Origin of the sequence: Blastococcus litoris (assembly GCF_003075095.1) — a bacterium.
In the GTDB taxonomy this organism is placed as follows: domain Bacteria; phylum Actinomycetota; class Actinomycetes; order Mycobacteriales; family Geodermatophilaceae; genus Blastococcus_B; species Blastococcus_B litoris.
Map to the genome: position 1 here is coordinate 261,461 of NZ_QCZF01000006.1, position 15,009 is coordinate 276,469.

Annotated in this window: 14 protein-coding genes; 8 read left to right on the plus strand and 6 right to left on the minus strand. The window is 74.4% G+C overall.

All coding sequences use genetic code 11. From position 1 onward, the window contains the following. The first annotated feature begins 38 nt into the window (after positions 1-38). Together DCS98_RS14830 and DCS98_RS14835 are read left to right on the plus strand one after the other, a co-directional pair. The gene (locus tag DCS98_RS14830) at positions 39-1,508 is read left to right on the plus strand and encodes a protein kinase domain-containing protein (protein WP_116452123.1); all 1,470 of its coding nucleotides are present in this window, start codon (positions 39-41) and stop codon (positions 1,506-1,508) included. A 107-nt stretch (positions 1,509-1,615) separates the two neighbouring features. Beyond that, entirely contained in the window at positions 1,616-3,409 is a 1,794-nt protein-coding gene (locus DCS98_RS14835; RefSeq protein WP_116452124.1) for a SpoIIE family protein phosphatase, read from the plus strand. 5 nt (positions 3,410-3,414) lie between these two features. On the opposite strand, the gene DCS98_RS14840 is transcribed toward DCS98_RS14835, so the two are convergent. Further along, the gene (locus tag DCS98_RS14840) at positions 3,415-4,191 is read right to left on the minus strand and encodes a hypothetical protein (RefSeq protein WP_116452125.1); all 777 of its coding nucleotides are present in this window, start codon (positions 4,189-4,191) and stop codon (positions 3,415-3,417) included. A gap of 109 nt (positions 4,192-4,300) precedes the next feature. Between DCS98_RS14840 and DCS98_RS14845 the strand changes: the two genes are divergently transcribed. Continuing rightward, positions 4,301-5,584, plus strand: coding sequence for a competence/damage-inducible protein A (locus DCS98_RS14845; protein ID WP_116452126.1), 1,284 nt, complete (start codon positions 4,301-4,303; stop codon positions 5,582-5,584). A 15-nt stretch (positions 5,585-5,599) separates the two neighbouring features. Here DCS98_RS14845 and DCS98_RS23080 read toward each other — a convergent pair whose 3' ends face one another. From DCS98_RS23080 to DCS98_RS14865, 5 genes are all read right to left on the minus strand, one after another. Further along, positions 5,600-5,758 carry a hypothetical protein gene (locus DCS98_RS23080; RefSeq protein ID WP_164704579.1) on the minus strand — a complete coding sequence of 53 codons (159 nt, stop codon included), beginning with the start codon at positions 5,756-5,758 and terminating at the stop codon, positions 5,600-5,602. Positions 5,759-5,792: 34 nt separating this feature from the next. Further along, positions 5,793-6,638, minus strand: coding sequence for a class E sortase (locus DCS98_RS14850; protein ID WP_241038031.1), 846 nt, complete (start codon positions 6,636-6,638; stop codon positions 5,793-5,795). A gap of 133 nt (positions 6,639-6,771) precedes the next feature. Beyond that, positions 6,772-7,839, minus strand: a complete 1,068-nt coding sequence (locus tag DCS98_RS14855) for a hypothetical protein (protein ID WP_164704580.1) — start codon at positions 7,837-7,839, stop codon at positions 6,772-6,774. Positions 7,840-7,991: 152 nt separating this feature from the next. After that, positions 7,992-9,047, minus strand: a complete 1,056-nt coding sequence (locus DCS98_RS14860; RefSeq protein ID WP_164704581.1) for a hypothetical protein — start codon at positions 9,045-9,047, stop codon at positions 7,992-7,994. A 171-nt stretch (positions 9,048-9,218) separates the two neighbouring features. Next, the gene (locus DCS98_RS14865) at positions 9,219-9,500 is read right to left on the minus strand and encodes a hypothetical protein (RefSeq protein ID WP_116452129.1); all 282 of its coding nucleotides are present in this window, start codon (positions 9,498-9,500) and stop codon (positions 9,219-9,221) included. Between DCS98_RS14865 and DCS98_RS14870 the strand changes: the two genes are divergently transcribed. The 5 genes from DCS98_RS14870 (at position 9,481) to DCS98_RS14890 (ending at position 14,992) form a co-directional block, all read left to right on the plus strand. Continuing rightward, on the plus strand, positions 9,481-10,329 hold the full coding sequence (locus tag DCS98_RS14870; protein WP_116452130.1) for a hypothetical protein: 849 nt from the start codon (positions 9,481-9,483) through the stop codon (positions 10,327-10,329). The two genes, DCS98_RS14865 and DCS98_RS14870, sit on opposite strands and share 20 nt — an antisense overlap. 178 nt (positions 10,330-10,507) lie before the next feature. After that, positions 10,508-10,720, plus strand: coding sequence for a hypothetical protein (locus DCS98_RS14875; RefSeq protein ID WP_116452131.1), 213 nt, complete (start codon positions 10,508-10,510; stop codon positions 10,718-10,720). After that, on the plus strand, positions 10,708-11,076 hold the full coding sequence (locus DCS98_RS14880; RefSeq protein WP_116452132.1) for a type II toxin-antitoxin system death-on-curing family toxin: 369 nt from the start codon (positions 10,708-10,710) through the stop codon (positions 11,074-11,076). The genes DCS98_RS14875 and DCS98_RS14880 overlap by 13 nt, the downstream gene beginning before the upstream one ends. A gap of 55 nt (positions 11,077-11,131) precedes the next feature. Next, complete coding sequence (locus DCS98_RS14885) at positions 11,132-12,751, plus strand: acyl-CoA dehydrogenase family protein (protein WP_116452133.1); 1,620 nt, start codon at positions 11,132-11,134, stop codon at positions 12,749-12,751. Positions 12,752-12,871: 120 nt separating this feature from the next. Continuing rightward, positions 12,872-14,992: a putative bifunctional diguanylate cyclase/phosphodiesterase gene (locus DCS98_RS14890; RefSeq protein ID WP_241038033.1), complete on the plus strand. Its 2,121-nt coding sequence runs from the start codon at positions 12,872-12,874 to the stop codon at positions 14,990-14,992. Positions 14,993-15,009 lie beyond the last annotated feature (17 nt).

Sequence of the window (15,009 nt, forward strand, 5' to 3'; positions counted from 1 at the left end):
CGGAGGTCGGTGCCGGACAGGGACGGGGGGTGCGCGGGATGGGGCCGGGGCAGCAGCTGCTCGGGAACCGCTACGAGCTGCGTGCGCTGCTGGCCACCGGGGGGATGGGCCAGGTCTGGCGCGCGTGGGACAGCCTGCTCGACCGCCCGGTCGCGGTGAAGGTGCTGCGCAGCGAGTACACCGGCGACCCGACGTTCGTCGCCCGGTTCCGGGCCGAGGCCAGGCACACCGCCGCCCTGGCGGACCGCAACATCGCCGCGCTGCACGACTACGGCGAGGTGCCCGCCGACGACGGCACCGGCGAGCAGCTCGCGTTCCTGGTCATGGAGCTCGTCGAGGGCGAGGCGCTCTCCGACCTGCTGGCGCGGGAGCCGCGGCTGCCCGTCGACCGCACGCTGGACGTGCTGCAGCAGACCGCCTCCGCCCTCGCCGCGGCCCACGCCGCCGGCGTCGTGCACCGCGACGTGAAGCCCGGGAACGTCCTGGTGGGCACCGACGGCGTCGTCAAGATCACGGACTTCGGCATCGCCTGGTCGGCGTCCAGCATCCCGCTGACCCAGACCGGGCAGGTCGTCGGCACCGCCCACTACCTCTCACCGGAGCAGGCGGCCGGCGCGAAGGCCGGCCCGGCCAGCGACGTCTACGCGCTCGGGCTGATCGGCTACGAGTGCCTCGCCGGCCGACGGGCGTTCGACGGGGAGAACTCCGTCCAGATCGCGCTCATGCAGCTGCGGGACACCCCGGACCCGCTGCCCGACGACGTGCCGGAGAACGTGCGGCGGCTGATCGGCCGGGCGCTGCTCAAGGACCCCGGTGCCCGGTTCGCCGACGGCGCGGCCTTCGTCGCCGCGGTCGCCGACGTCCGCGCCGGTCGCATGCTCACGCCGCCGCCGGTGGGCGGGGGCACCCGGCAGTTCGCGGCCCTGGGGCTCGCGCCCGCGCCACGCCGCCGTGCCCGGCGCGTCGTCGGGCCGCTCGCCGCGCTGCTGACCGGTGCCGGCATCGCGCTGGGCGGGATCGCGTTCCTGGGCCAGGAGCCGGTCGCGCCCGTGGCGGAGGCCGGGCCCGCCACCGTGGTGCTCGCCGCCGCCGACTACGTCGGCCGGCCGGTGGACGAGGTGGAGGCCGCGCTCGGCCAGCTCGGGCTGACCGTCGAGCGGGTCGCCGAGGAGACCAGCGACCAGGCGCCCGGGCTGGTCACGGCGCTCACGCCCGCCGGCGCGGTCCGGCAGGGCAGCACCGTGACCGTCGCCTACGCGGTCGCGCCTCGGGCGCAGCCCCGTCCCTCGCCGGAGCCCGAGGTTCCCGAGGCACCTGCCGTCGCGCCTCCGGGGCCCGTGACCGGAGCCGCCGTCCCCGCACCGGCCGGCGGAGCCGGGACCGGCGCCGAGGACGTCCCCGCCCCGCGCGCCGACGGGAAGGCCGGTGGCAACGGCAACGGGAACGGCAACGGCAACGGCAAGGGCAACCAGGGGGGCAACGGCCGGGGGAACGGCAAGGGGGGCTGAGCGCGCCCCGCTCCGGTTCGGCGCCCCCGTGCGAGGATCGATGGGCCCGGTGACGGCCGGGCGCCACATCGAGGGGGACGCCGGGCGCGGCCCGGACGGGAACTGGCGTGCCTGAGCGGTCCGGCGAGGAACTGCTCATCGACCACGCCGCGGTGTTCAGAGCGATGCCGACGCCCTACCTCGTGATGACCCCGGACCTGGTCATCGCCGACGCGAACCCGGCCTACCTGGCGACGACGGGTCGCACGCTCGACGACCTCGTCGGTCGCGACGTGTTCGACGCCTTCCCCGGCAACCCCAACGAGACCGACCCCGACGGCGGCGTCGGCAAGGTGCGGGCGTCGTTCGAGCGGGCCCGGGACACCGGCCTGGTCGACACGATGGACCTGCAGGAGTACGACATCCCCGACGGGCGGGGCGGGTTCGACAAGCGCTTCTGGAGCCTCATCAGCATCCCGCTGCTCGACGGCGAGGGCGTGTGCCGGTACGTCATCCAGCGCGCGGAGGACATCACCGACTACGTGCTCGACCAGCGGCTCGGGGGCTCGGGCAACCACGGCATGGAATGGCACCGGCGCGTGCTCGAGGTGGAATCCGACCTCTACGCCCGCGGGCTGGAGCTGTCCGCGTCCCGGGAGGCGGAGCTGGCCACCGCCCGCCGGCTGGCGGCGCTCGCCGGGGTGGCGCTCGACCTCGCCTCCGCCGAGAGCGTCGACGACCTGGTCGCCACGGTCACCGGCAGCGGCCTGGAGGCGCTCGGCGCGAACGGCGCGGGGATCGGTGTGCGCGAGGACGCCGATCGGCTGCGGGTCGTCAGGGTCGGCAGCTTCGCCGAGGGGCTGGGGCGCTACGGCGACCTCCCCCTGGAGGCCGCCGTCCCGGCGACGATGGCGGCGCGCCGGGGCCGCACCGTGGTGGTCCGCGACCGTGCCGAGGCCGCCGAGCTGTCGGGGCAGGCGGCGGACGTGCTCGCCGCGACGGGTACCGAGGCGTGCATCGCGCTGCCGCTGCAGGCCGGGTCGCGTGCCCTCGGGTCGCTCACCGTCGGCTGGTCGGAGGGCCGCGAGTTCAGCGGGCAGGACGTCGAGCTGCTCGAGGCGTTCGCCGCCCAGTGCGCCCAGGTCCTCGACCGCATCCAGACGCGGCAGGCCGAGCGGGCGGCCCATGCGGCCGTCCGGGGCATGGCCGAGGCGCTGCAGCGGAGCCTGCTGACCGAGCCGCCGCAGACAGCTGACCTGGAGATCGCCGTCCGGTACGTGCCTGCCGCCGCGCAGGCCCAGGTCGGTGGCGACTGGTACGACGCGTTCCAGGTCGGCGACGGCAGCACCATGCTGGTCATCGGCGACGTCACGGGGCACGACCGCCACGCGGCCGCGGCCATGGCCCAGGTGCGCAACGTGCTGCGGGGCGTGGCGCACAGCCAGCCCGAGTCACCGGCCCGGGTGCTGGCCGCGCTCGACCGGGCTCTCGGCGACCTCGCGGTCGACACGCTCGCCACCGCGGTCCTGGCGCGGGTGGAGCGCTACGGCGAGGACGGCGGCCAGCGGCTGCTGCGCTGGTCCAACGCCGGGCACCCCGCGCCGCTGCTCGTCGAGCGGGACGGCACGGTGACCCTGCTCGAGCGCACGCCCAACCTGCTGCTCGGGGTGGGGCCGGAGGCGCTGCGCGTCGAGCACGCCGCCGCGCTGCCGGCCGGCTCGACCCTCCTGCTCTACACCGACGGGCTCGTCGAACGGCGCGGCGTGAGCCTGGACGACGGCGTCACCTGGCTGTGCCAGGAGCTGGCGGAGCTGGGCTCGCTGCCGCTCGAGGAGCTGTGCGACCGCCTGCTCGGCGTGCTGCCGGACGAGCTGGACGACGACGTCGCCCTGCTCGTGCTCCGCGCCCACGCCGTGGGCTGACGGCGTCAGTCGTCCCCGCGCGGGCCCACCCAGAGCGCGCCGCCCAGCGCGGCCAGCGCCGCAGTGAGCACGAACCCGCGGTCGGTGGCGACGACGGGCAGCACCACCAGCAGCCAGAAGACGGCGAGGCCGACCAGGCCCGCGGCCGCGATCCGCCACAGCAGCCCCGCCCGCAGACGCTCGCGCGCGGCGACGAAGGCGACGAACGCCCCGAGCCCGAGGACGGCGCAGAGCGTCGCGAAGCCCGACCACAGCGGGATGTCCTGCCAGTAGGAGTCCGGTGAGCCCATCGTGAGGCCGAGCTCGAGCAGCACGAGCGAGAGCAGGCCGAGGCCGGCACCGACCAGCGTGGCGCGGTCCCGCGGTGCCCGGACCCGGGTCCGCCGGGGCCGGTCGCCGGTCGCGGTCTCCGACTCCAGCGTGTCGGGCCACGAGCGGGCGGCGGGGGCGGGACCGGTCGCCGCCGCCGGGGCGGGATCGGTGGAGGGGGCGGCGAGAGGCTCCGGCTCCTCGGTCGCCGGCTCCTCGATCACCGGGGCCGGCCGGACCGGCGGGGGTGGCGGGGGTGTGCCGAGCCCCGGCAGGCCGGGGACGAAGTCGACCGGCCCGGTCGGCGCCGCTGCCTCGACCGGCTGCACCGGCGCGGGCGTCGTCGCGCCCGGGTGCGGCGGCAGCTGGACGGCGGTGGCGCCTGTCGCCGGCTTCACCACCGGGATCTCCTGCGTGGACGGCGGCGTGCTGCGGCCGGGCTCGTCGGGCGGCTGGGGGTCGGACGACGTCACGGCTCCTCCTCGGCATCGGGCGATCGGACCGCTCTGCCCCGCACGGTATCCGCGCCCGCGCTGGCGCCCTGCGAGGCGCCCCGTCCGGCCCGGCCCTAGGGTCGGCCGGGTGGGTACGCGCGCCGGCATCGTCGTCACGGGCACCGAGGTCCTGACCGGCCGGGTCGCTGACCGGAACGGGCCGTGGCTGGCCGAGCAGCTGCGTCTGCTCGGGGTGGACGTCGGCCACGTCGTCGTCGTCGGCGACCGGCCGGAGGACCTGCGGGCAGCCCTGGCCTTCCTCGTCGGGACCGGCGTGGGCCTGGTGATCACCTCGGGCGGGCTCGGGCCCACGGCCGACGACCTGACGGCCCAGGTGGTGGGCGACGTCCAGGGCCGCCCCTCCGCCGTCGACACGGCGCTGGAGCAGCGGATCGCGGCGGTCGTCGAGCGGCTGATGGCGGGGCGCGGCTGGCGGGCCGACCCCGAGGCGACCGCGGCCGGCGTGCGCAAGCAGGCCCGGGTGCCCGCAGGGGCAACCGTGCTCGAGCCCGTCGGGACGGCCCCGGGCCTGGTGGTGCCGCCGGAGGAGGGGAGCGACGGGCCGACGGTGCTCGTCCTGCCGGGACCGCCGGGAGAGCTCCAGGGCATGTGGCCTGCCGCCGTCGCGGCCGCCCCGGTGCGGGCGGCGCTGACGGGGGCCGAGGAGCTCCGCCAGGAGACCGTGCGCCTCTGGGGCACGCTCGAGGCCCAGCTGGCGGTGACGTTGCGGGAGCACGAGGACGAGATCGCCGGGCTCGAGGTCACCACCTGCCTGCGCGAGGGCGAGCTGGAGATCGTCACGCGGTTCCCGCCCTCGGCCCAGTCGGCGTACGACCGGCTGGAAGCGGTGCTGGCCGAGGAGTACGCCGGGACGTTGTTCTCCACCGGGCCCACGCTCGACGAGCTGGTGGCCCGCGGGTTCGCCGACCGCGGCTGGACCGTCGCGACGGGGGAGTCCTGCACCGGCGGTCTGCTGGCCGCGCGGCTGACCGAGCAGCCCGGCTCCTCGGCCTGGGTCCTCGGCGGGGTCACTGCCTACGCGAACGCGGCCAAGGAGCAGCTGCTCGACGTCCCGGCCGGTGTGCTCGCCGAGCACGGGGCGGTCAGCTCCGAGGTCGCCGTCGCCCTCGCGGAAGGGGCGCGGGCGCGGTTCGGCGCCGACATCGGCGTCGGCATCACGGGCGTCGCCGGGCCCGGAGGCGGTACCGGAGGCAAGCCGGTGGGCACGGTGCACCTGTGCGTCGCGGGCCCCGCCGGCCCAGAGCTGCGGGCACTGCGTCTGCCGGGTTCCCGGTCCGCCGTCCGGGAGCGGACGGTCACCCGGGCGATGCACCTGCTGCGCTGGACCCTCCTCGGCGGCCCGCCCGCCTGAGCGGGCCGCCCGGCATCACTGGTCGACGGTGACGTTGGTGAAGGGCAGCAGCGGCTCGACCTCGGGGAAGACGACGAACAGCAGCAGTGCGGCGACGGCGAGGACCAGCACCAGGGCGGCCGCAGCCTTGGCTGCGGTGCCGCCGGGCAGGTGCCGCCAGATCCAGGTGTACATGCGGTCTCCGGTCGGGTCGGTCGAGGGTGGCGGGTCAGCCGTTCAACGCGGGCGGGCCGTCCGGCGCGGAGGCCTTGCTGACCGGGGCGCCGTCCAGCCGCGCGTGGATGACCAGCCGCTGGGCGGCGGAGTACTTGGGGTGGCAGGTGGTGAGGGTCAGGTAGGCGCCCGAGGTGGCCGTCCCGCCGCCCGGGGTCGGCGCGATGACGCCGACGTCGGAGGGCCGGACGATCTGCTGCCCGGGGATGCCGCTCGGGTCGGTGCCGAAGTCGCCCGTCGCCGGGTCGCCGAGGACCCGGTAGACGTACCAGTTCAGCTCCGTCTCGACGACGATCGCGTCGCCGGGCCGCATGGTGTCGAGGTCGAGGAACGGGGATCCGCGGCCGACCCGGTGGCCGGCCACGGCGAAGTTGCCCTCCTGGCCCGGCATGGCGGTGTCCAGGTAGTGGCCCGGACCCTGCGCCAGCTGCACCTGGGCGGTGCCCTCGACGATCACGCGGTCGAAGTCCTCGCCCAGGCGAGGGATGTGCAGGACGGCGAACGGCTCGCCCAGCCCGACGTCGATCGTCTCGGGGGTGGGCGCCGGGGCCGGTGAAGGGGCGGGGGCACCCGCGGAGGGGGCGGGTGCGGGCGCCTCGACGGTTGGCGCGTCGGCCCACTGGTCCTGGATCTGCTGGCTGAGCTGGTCCTGCTCGCGAGCCGCCAGGATGTCGGTCACGTAGAGCTCGTAGACGACGAACAGCAGAGCGACGAGCCCGAAGGTGATGAGCGTCTGGCCCACGCCGCGGATGACGGTGCGGACCAGGTCACCGGGTCGGCGGGGTTCCGGCGCGGACGGGGTGTCGCTCGGCGGGTTCTCGACGTCGACTGCGCTGCTCACCGCGGGTCCTGTCTGCCGGAGGTAGGGCGGTGGACGCCGCCTGCCGGGGACTGCTTCCCGGCAGGCGGCGCCACCTGGAACGAGGTGGAGCCCGGCCCGCCGCCCTGGGTCGTCCGGGCGGCGGGCCGGTGGATCAGACCGCCGCGGTGGTGCTGCGGCGGCGGCCGGCCAGCGTGAGAGCGCCACCGGCGCCGAGGGCGATCAGGCCCAGGGCGAGGGGAGCGGTGGTCTCAGCGCCGGTGTAGGCCAGCTCGCCCTTGGGCTGGGCGTAGGTGTTCATCGGAGCTGCCCGGTGAGCGACCGGAGCGGCCTTGTGCGGCATGGGCGCCACAGCCGGCTTGGCGTGCTCGGGGCAGTCGGCCTCGTAGCCCGGCTTGTGGTGGTCGGCGTGCGGGTGGCCGTAGTCCTTGTCGCCACCGCCGATCGTCTGGTTCGCGTAGTTGGAACCAGTGGTGCCGGACTGGTTGATCTCGAGGCCCTCGATCTTGATGAGGTACTCGCACTTGGTGCTCTGCTCGGTGCTCAGGACCATGGTCCCGCCGCAGTAGAAGGCAGCGTTCGAGAAGTCGATCACCACGCTGTTGTTGACCGAGCCGGTGGTCTGGTCGGGGGCGTTGATGATCGTGGTGCTGCCGTCGAGCAGGTTGAGCTGACCGGTGAGGTTGCCGTTCCCGGCCTCGGCGTCGTCGCCGCCGCCACCGTTGCTGTTGAGCGCCCGGGGGCCGTTGTTGTTGCCGGGCTTGCCCGGGTGCCAACCCTCGTCGCCCTCGGCCTCGGCGACCTGCACCGTCTCGTTGCTGTTGGACTGGCTGACGTGCTGGTCGGGCAGGTCGGACACCGTCTGGTCGGCGTGGTTCGAGCCGGTGGTGCCGGACTGGTTGATGCTGACGTCCTCGATCTTCACCACGGCCGGGGCCGAGGGAAGGACGACCTCGACGCTGTTGGTGACCGAGCCCGTGGACTGGTCGGGCTTGTTGACGATCGTGGTCGAGGTGTCGGCCGCGTTGACCTGCAGGGTGCCGTTGCCGTTGCCGGCGGCGGCGTCGTCGTGACCGGACTCGGCACCGGCGGTCTGGCTGGTGCCGTTGCTGTTGTCCTGGGCGACTTCGCCGCCGTCAGCGCTGGCCACCGCCTGACCGAGGAAGAAGATCCCCCCGGCCATACCGGCGACGGCCAGGCCGTTGCGCACAGTTCGATTCATCGTGCGTGTCCTTTGCGAGTGTGCGCGCCACGATTGGGTAGGAAGTGACGCGCTGATCAGTGGGTGATGAGCGAGCGGTGCGGTCGGCACCGCGGTGCGTGCTGGAGGAGCGGGCCGGCCGCCCGGTTGCAGCCGGGCGGCCGGCCGGTGGATCAGACCGCCGCGGTGGTGCTGCGGCGGCGGCCGGCCAGCGTGAGAGCGCCACCGGCGCCGAGGGCGATCAGGCCCAGGGCGAGGGGAGCGGTGGTCTCAGCGCCGGTGTAGGCCAGCTCGCCCTTGGGCTGGGCGTAGGTGTTCATCGGAGCTGCCCGGTGAGCGACCGGAGCGGCCTTGTGCGGCATGGGCGCCACAGCCGGCTTGGCGTGCTCGGGGCAGTCGGCCTCGTGGCCCGGCTTGTGGTGGTCGGCGTGCGGGTGGCCGTAGTTGTTGTCGCCACCGCCGATCGTCTGGTTCGCGTAGTTGGAACCAGTGGTGCCGGACTGGTTGATCTCGAGGCCCTCGATCTTGATGAGGTACTCGCACTTGTTGCTCTGCTCGGAGGTCAGCGAGTAGAGCTCGTTGCCGCAGTAGAAGGCGGCGTTCGAGAAGTCGATCACCACGCTGTTGTTGACCGAGCCGGTGGTCTGGTCGGGGGCGTTGATGATCGTGGTGCTGCCGTCGAGCAGGTTGAGCTGACCGGTGAGGTTGATGTTGCCGGCCTCGGCGTCGTCACCGCCGCCACCGCCGCTGAACTTGTTCGGGCCGTTGTTGCCCGGGTGCCAGCCCTCGTCGCCCTCGGCCTCGGCGACCTGCTTGGTCTCGTTGCTGTTGGACTGGCTGACGTTCTGGTCGGGCAGGTCGGACACCGTCTGGTTGGCGTGGTTCGAGCCGGTGGTGCCGGACTGGTTGATGCTGACGTCCTCGATCTTCACCACGGCCGGGGCCGAGGGGAGGATGACCTCGACGCTGTTGTCGACGTAGCCCGTGGACTGGTCGGGCTTGTTGACGATCGTGGTCGAGGTGTCGGCGACGTTCCCCTGCAGGGTGCCGTTGACGTTGCCGGCGGCGGCGTCGTCGTGACCGGACTCGGCACCGGCGGTCTGGCTGGTGCCGTTGCTGTTGTCCTGGGCGACTTCGCCGCCGTCAGCGCTGGCCACCGCCTGACCGAGGAAGAAGATCCCCCCGGCCATACCGGCGACGGCCAGGCCGTTGCGCACAGTTCGATTCATCTGAGTTCGTCCTTGTCGGATCGTGATCTGTGGGTGGGATGCGCGCACCAGGGCCATGGATGGGGCGCGCGGATGTGCGGAACTGCTGGTGGATCGGGGCGGCTGCACGTGGTCGGTGATGTGCCCCCCGTGGCACACCTGAGGACAGGCGCAGGCGCTCGAGCGGCCGCGTCAGTCCGGGCGCGTGCCGGGGTCGGTCGCCGTGGTGGTGGGCGACCCCGTGGCCGGCGCGGTGAGGCCGGCGTCCTGCGATGCCAGGGAGAGGGAGAAGAACGAGCCGAGGACGGCCGTCGCGGAGCCGGGAGCACCCGTCTGCGTGCCGCTGCCGGCCCCCTGCGTCCCGCAGCCGGCGCCACCGATCGCGGTGGCGGGGCCGGGGGTGACGGGGAGCACGGGGGCGGCCGGCTCGTCGGCGGGGGCCCCGCCGAGCAGGGTGACGACCTGCTCGGCCACGGGGCCGGCCGACGGCGCGGGCGAGGTGGGTGCCGTCGCCGGGGCGTCGGAACGGGCGGTGGCGGTGTCGTCGGAGGCGGACGTCGCGGTGGCTGCCGCGGTCGCGACGGGGGCGGTCCCCGAGGAGACGATCGCGGGGCTCGAGCAGACGGTGGGAGCCACGACCACCGGCGCCGCGGCCGGCGGGGCCGGTGCGACCGTCGTGGTCGTGGTGGTGCACACCGGCTTGGCGTCCTCGTCGCGCTCCGCGGAGGACGTCGTCGTGCACGTCGCCTGGGTGGAGCCCTCGGTGACGGTGGTCGTCCGGGTGACGGTCCCGTCGTCGGACGTCGTCCTCACCGTCGTCGTGCTCGTGCTCGTGCTCGTGGTGGAGCTGGTGCTCGTGCTCGAGCCGGCGCTGGTCGAGGAGGTGGCCTTCGCCTCAGCGCTGTCCGCGGTCGTCCCGGCACCGGTCGCGGTGGTGGCCGGAGCAGGGGTCGGGGTCGGCGACGGTGCGGTGGTGGACGTCTGCGACGTGTTCGTCTGCGAGGTGGACGACGTCGCGGTGACCGTGCTCGACGAGTTGGCGGAGTTGGAGCCGGACGTCGACGTCTGCGTGACGGTGACCCCCGAGGGCGCCTCCGAGCTCTGCTCCGGGGCGGAGTCGGCCGCCGCCGGTGCCGGCTCCTCGGCGTGTGCCGCGGTGTCGGTCGCGACGGCGATGCAGGCGTACGCGCCGGCCCCCAGGAAGCAGGCTGCCGCTGTGCGGCGGAGCCACGACCATCGCGCAGGCGACGGCGCACGGCCGTTCCTGATCGCAGTGGTCCCCGTCATGGCGCGGACGTTATGAACGAGTCCGTCTCGTGACCACCAGGTCGTGCACGATCCGGATTCGTGCGGCGTGTCACAGACGATCGCCCGACCGAGGGATTGCGGAGAGTGATCGAAACAAGGCCGTTACCGAATCTGGTATCACTCTGATACCTGGCCGCTGACAGGCTGGGAACCGCCGACGGGGTGGAGACGGCATGGCGATGACGCTCCGGTTGAGCGCGGCGCAGAGCGACGCCCTGCGCCGTCGTGCGCTGACCGAGGGGGCCTCGATGCAGGACGTGGCCCGGCGTGCGGTGGAGGCGTACCTGCGGGCCCACGAGCCGGAGATCCCGATCGGCGTGGTCATCGACGAGGAGCTGTCCCGGTTCTCCGGGGCCGTCGAGCAGCTGGCCCGATGGCAGGACTGAGCGTCGAGGACCTCCTCGAGGTCGCGCGGCGCAGCGTCGGACCCGACATGCGGGTGCGCGACCTGGGCCTGCTCAGCGCCGCCCTCGCCCGCGTGGAGGCCCGGGCGCTCGGTCGCGACGTCTACCCGAGCGTCGAGGAGCAGGCGGCCGCGCTGCTCCACTCCCTCGCCACGACCGCACCGCTCGTGCGCGGCAACCGGCCCTTCGCCTGGGCGGCCACGGCGGTGTACCTGGCGCGGCGCGGGCGACCCTGCACGCTCACCGACGCCCAGGCGGTCGGGCTGGTGACCGACGTCCTGACCGGCCGCGTCGAGGCGGTGGAGTCCATCGCCGAGCGGCTCCGGGGGACCGCCTGACCCGTCCTGGCCGGGCACTGCCCGGGCGTGCTCGCCGCCACGTACGGTGCGGCTCATGAGCGCGACGCACGAGGTCACCAACCAGGTCCCGCCCCTGGTCGGTCACGACCCGATCGCCGGTGACGCGGTACTCGCCGAGGCCTGCATGCGGCACGCGGACGCCGCGACGCTCGACTCGCTGGCAGCGCTGGGCCGGCTCGCCGGCAGCGAGCAGGCCCAGGAGTGGGGGCGGCTGGCCAACGAGAACCCCCCGCGGCTGCGGACCCACGACCGGTACGGCCACCGCGTCGACGAGGTGGAGTTCCACCCCTCCTGGCACGAGCTCATGCGCACCGCCGTGGAGAACGGGCTGGCCGGGGCGCCGTGGGTGGACGCGTCGCCGCACGCCCACGTCCGCCGCGCCGTCGGGTACTTCGGGTGGACGCAGAACGAGATGGGCCACGGCTGCCCGGTGACCATGACCTACGCCGTCGTCCCCGCACTGCGGCGCACGCCCGAGCTGGCCGCGCGGTACGAGCCCGGTCTCACCGCGCGCGCCTACCAGTTCGGCCTGGCCGAGCCGACGGGCAAGCGCGGCCTCGTCGCCGGCATGGGCATGACCGAGAAGCAGGGCGGTTCGGACGTCCGCGCGAACACCACGCGCGCGGTCGGCCAGCCCGACGGGTCCTACCGGCTGACCGGCCACAAGTGGTTCACCTCGGCGCCGATGAGCGACCTGTTCCTCGTGCTCGCCCAGCTCGACGAGGGGGTCTCCTGCTTCGTCGTCCCGCGCGTGCTCCCCGACGGCAGCCGCAACGTGTTCCACGTGCAACGTCTCAAGGACAAGCTCGGCGACCGGTCCAACGCCTCGAGCGAGGTGGAGTTCGAGGGGACGGCGGCCTGGCTGGTCGGCGAGCCGGGCCGGGGGGTCCCCGCGATCATCGAGATGGTCAACATGACCCGCCTGGACTGCGTCCTCGGGTCGGCCGCGACGGTGCGGGCCGCGCTCACCCAGGCGGTGCACCACGCCCGGCACCGCCGGGCCTTCGGCGCGCTCCTGGCCGACCAGCCGCTCATGCAGAACGTGCTGGCCGACCTTGCGGTCGAGAGCGAGGCGGCCACGGCGCTGGCCGTCCGGCTGGCGGCCGCCGTGGACGCGGGTGAGCAGGCCTTCCTCCGGCTGGCCGGCGCCGCTGCGAAGTTCTGGGTCTGCAAGCGCACGCCGGGCGTGGTCGCCGAGGCGATGGAGGTGCTCGGCGGCAACGGCTACGTGGAGGACTCCGGCCTGCCCCGGCTCTACCGGCAGTCGCCGCTGAACTCCATCTGGGAGGGGTCGGGCAACGTGATCGCCCTGGACGTGCTGCGCGCGATGGGGCGCTCGTCCGACACGCTCGCCGCGGTCAGCGCCGAGATCGAGCTGGCCCGCGGGGCCGACAGCCGGTTCGACGACGCGGTGAAGCGCTTGCACGCCGAGCTCGGCGACCCCGACCAGCTGCCCTTCCGGGCGCGCCGGATCGCCGGTCTCCTGGCGCTGTGCCTCCAGGGCTCGTTGCTCCTGCGCTTTGCGCCGGCGGCCGTCGCGGACGCCTTCTGCGCCTCTCGCCTGGGCCTTTCCGGAGGAGGGGCGCTGGGCATGCTCCCGGCGTCGGCGGCCGTCGGCGCGATCGTCGAGAGAGCCGCGATCGCCCCTGTCTGATCGCCGCTCGGAATGACTACTCTCGTTGTCATTCACCCGGCCCGGCGACGTCGTCGGACGGTGCCGTGCCGTGATCTCCGCCCTGGGCGGATCGACTTCTGGGGACAGAGCGGGGGGAACGTGCAGGCACAGGACGGTGAGCCCCGCAGGGGGCAACCCGATGTGCTGGCCGGCGTCCCCGACGCGGTGTACCGCCTCGACCCCGAGGGCCGCGTGACCTACCTCAACGCCGCGGCCGAGTCCCTGTTCCAGCTGAGCGCCGCCGAGCTCATCGGCCGCCGGCTGCTCGACGTCTTCCCCGCAGCCAAGGGGACCCTCGTCGAGGACCAGCTCCGCGAGATCCTGGGGGACGGGCAGCCGCGCCAGTTCGAGTACTTCTACGAACCGCGCGACCACTGGTTCGAGATCCGCGCCTTCCCTTATCCCGACGGCGTCGCCGTCTTCCTCCGGGACGTCGACGACCGGTACCGGACCGACCTGCGGCGCGACACGGAGCTGCGCGAGCTGACCGCGGTCCTCGAGGCGCTGCCCTCGGCCACGGTGCTCGTCGGGGACGACGGCCGCATCCTCGTGGTCAACCGCGCGTGGGAGGCGGACGGGGAGCTGCTGCGCAGCGGTGGCGTCGAGCCGGGCGGCGTGGGGGACGTCTACCTGGAGTGCATGTCGCGCGGGCTGCTGCCGACGCACCACGCGGCGATCGCCGCGGGCGTCATCCGCCTGCAGGCCGAGGAGCCCGACGGCGTGCCCGGCTCCTTCGAGTACGAGTACTCGACGCAGCTCGGGTCCTTCGCGACCTGGTTCCACCTGCAGGCGGCCCGGGTCCCGTTCTCCCGGCGGGTGGTGGTCACCCACACCGACGTCACGGAGCGGGTGCGCGGCGAGCAGGCCATGGCCTGGCGCGCGGGCCACGACGAGCTGACCGGCCTGCCGAACCGGGCCACCCTGCTCGACATGATCGCCGACGCGCTGACCGGCGGGGCCCCCGGTGCGCCGGGCACCGCGCTGCTCGTGCTCGACCTCGACGGCTTCAAGACCGTCAACGACTCCCTCGGCCACCAGCTCGGCGACCGGCTGCTGCGGCAGGTGGGCGAGCGGCTGGCCGAGCAGGTCCGGCCCGGGGACGCCGTCGGGCGGTTGGGCGGCGACCAGTTCGTCGTCCTGGCCCGGGAGTGCGACCAGGCCGAGGCGGCCGCGCTCGCGTTCCGGCTGCAGACGACGTTCGCCCTGCCCTTCACGGCCTCCGGCATCTCGGTGCCCCTGTCGGCCAGCATCGGCGTCGCCGTGTCGCGGTCCGACGTCCGCGACCCGCACCAGCTGCTCAGCGACGCCGACGCCGCGATGTTCGCCGCGAAGAGCTCCGGCCGCGACCGGGTGCACCTGTTCTCCCCGGGCCTGCGGGAGGCCGCGCGCTGGCGGCTCGAGGTGGCCACCCGCCTGCGCGGCGACGCGATCGACCAGCTCGTCGTGCACTACCAGCCGGTGGTCCGCCTCGACACCGGCGAGGTGGACGGCGTCGAGGCGCTGGTGCGCTGGCAGCACCCGGAGCGCGGCCTCCTGCCGCCGGACAGCTTCCTGTCCGTCGCCGAGGAGACCGGCCAGGTCATCCCCATCACCCGGTGGCTGCTGCGGGAGACCACGCGCAAGGCCGCCGAGTGGGCGGCGCAGGGTCTGCCGCTGCGGATGTCGGTCAACGTGAGCGCCCGCCACTTCTCCGCCGAGACGCTGGTGCGCGACGTGCGGACAGCCCTGCGGGACTCCGGGCTGCCGCCCGACCAGCTCGTGCTGGAGCTCACCGAGACCAGCGTCGCCGAGGACCCGACCCGCGCCGAGGACCAGCTCACCGTCCTGCGCAGCTTCGGCGTCCGGGTGGCCATCGACGACTTCGGCACCGGGTGGTCGTCGCTGGCGCAGCTGTTCGCGCTGCCCATCGGCACGCTCAAGATCGATCGGTCGCTGCTCAACGCGGCCGAGCGTGCCGTCGCGGGGGAGACCGGCGCCGTCCTGCACGCCATCGTCGAGCTCACCCGGACGCTCGGCATCAAGTCGGTGGCGGAGGGGATCGAGACGCCCGAGCACCTGCGGATGGTCCGCGCCGCCGGCTGCGACCTCGCGCAGGGCTGGCTGCTCGGCCAGGCCATGCCGGCCGAGGAGGTCCCCCGGTTCGTGCGGTCGGTACAGGCAGCGGGCGGCGACCTCTGCGCGCTGGCGGTCGCCGGCGACGCGGTGCCGCAGGCCGGGTGATCGGCCGCCGGACCGGC

Coding starts and splice junctions, on each gene's coding strand:
- DCS98_RS14830 (WP_116452123.1), top strand. CDS start 39: ATGGGGCCGGGGCAGCAGCTGCTCGGGAACCGCTACGAGCTGCGTGCG.
- DCS98_RS23080 (WP_164704579.1), bottom strand. CDS start 5,758: ATGTACACCTGGATCTGGCGGCACCTGCCCGGCGGCACCGCAGCCAAG.
- DCS98_RS14855 (WP_164704580.1), bottom strand. CDS start 7,839: ATGAATCGAACTGTGCGCAACGGCCTGGCCGTCGCCGGTATGGCCGGG.
- DCS98_RS14860 (WP_164704581.1), bottom strand. CDS start 9,047: ATGAATCGAACTGTGCGCAACGGCCTGGCCGTCGCCGGTATGGCCGGG.
- DCS98_RS14875 (WP_116452131.1), top strand. CDS start 10,508: ATGGCGATGACGCTCCGGTTGAGCGCGGCGCAGAGCGACGCCCTGCGC.
- DCS98_RS14880 (WP_116452132.1), top strand. CDS start 10,708: ATGGCAGGACTGAGCGTCGAGGACCTCCTCGAGGTCGCGCGGCGCAGC.
- DCS98_RS14885 (WP_116452133.1), top strand. CDS start 11,132: ATGAGCGCGACGCACGAGGTCACCAACCAGGTCCCGCCCCTGGTCGGT.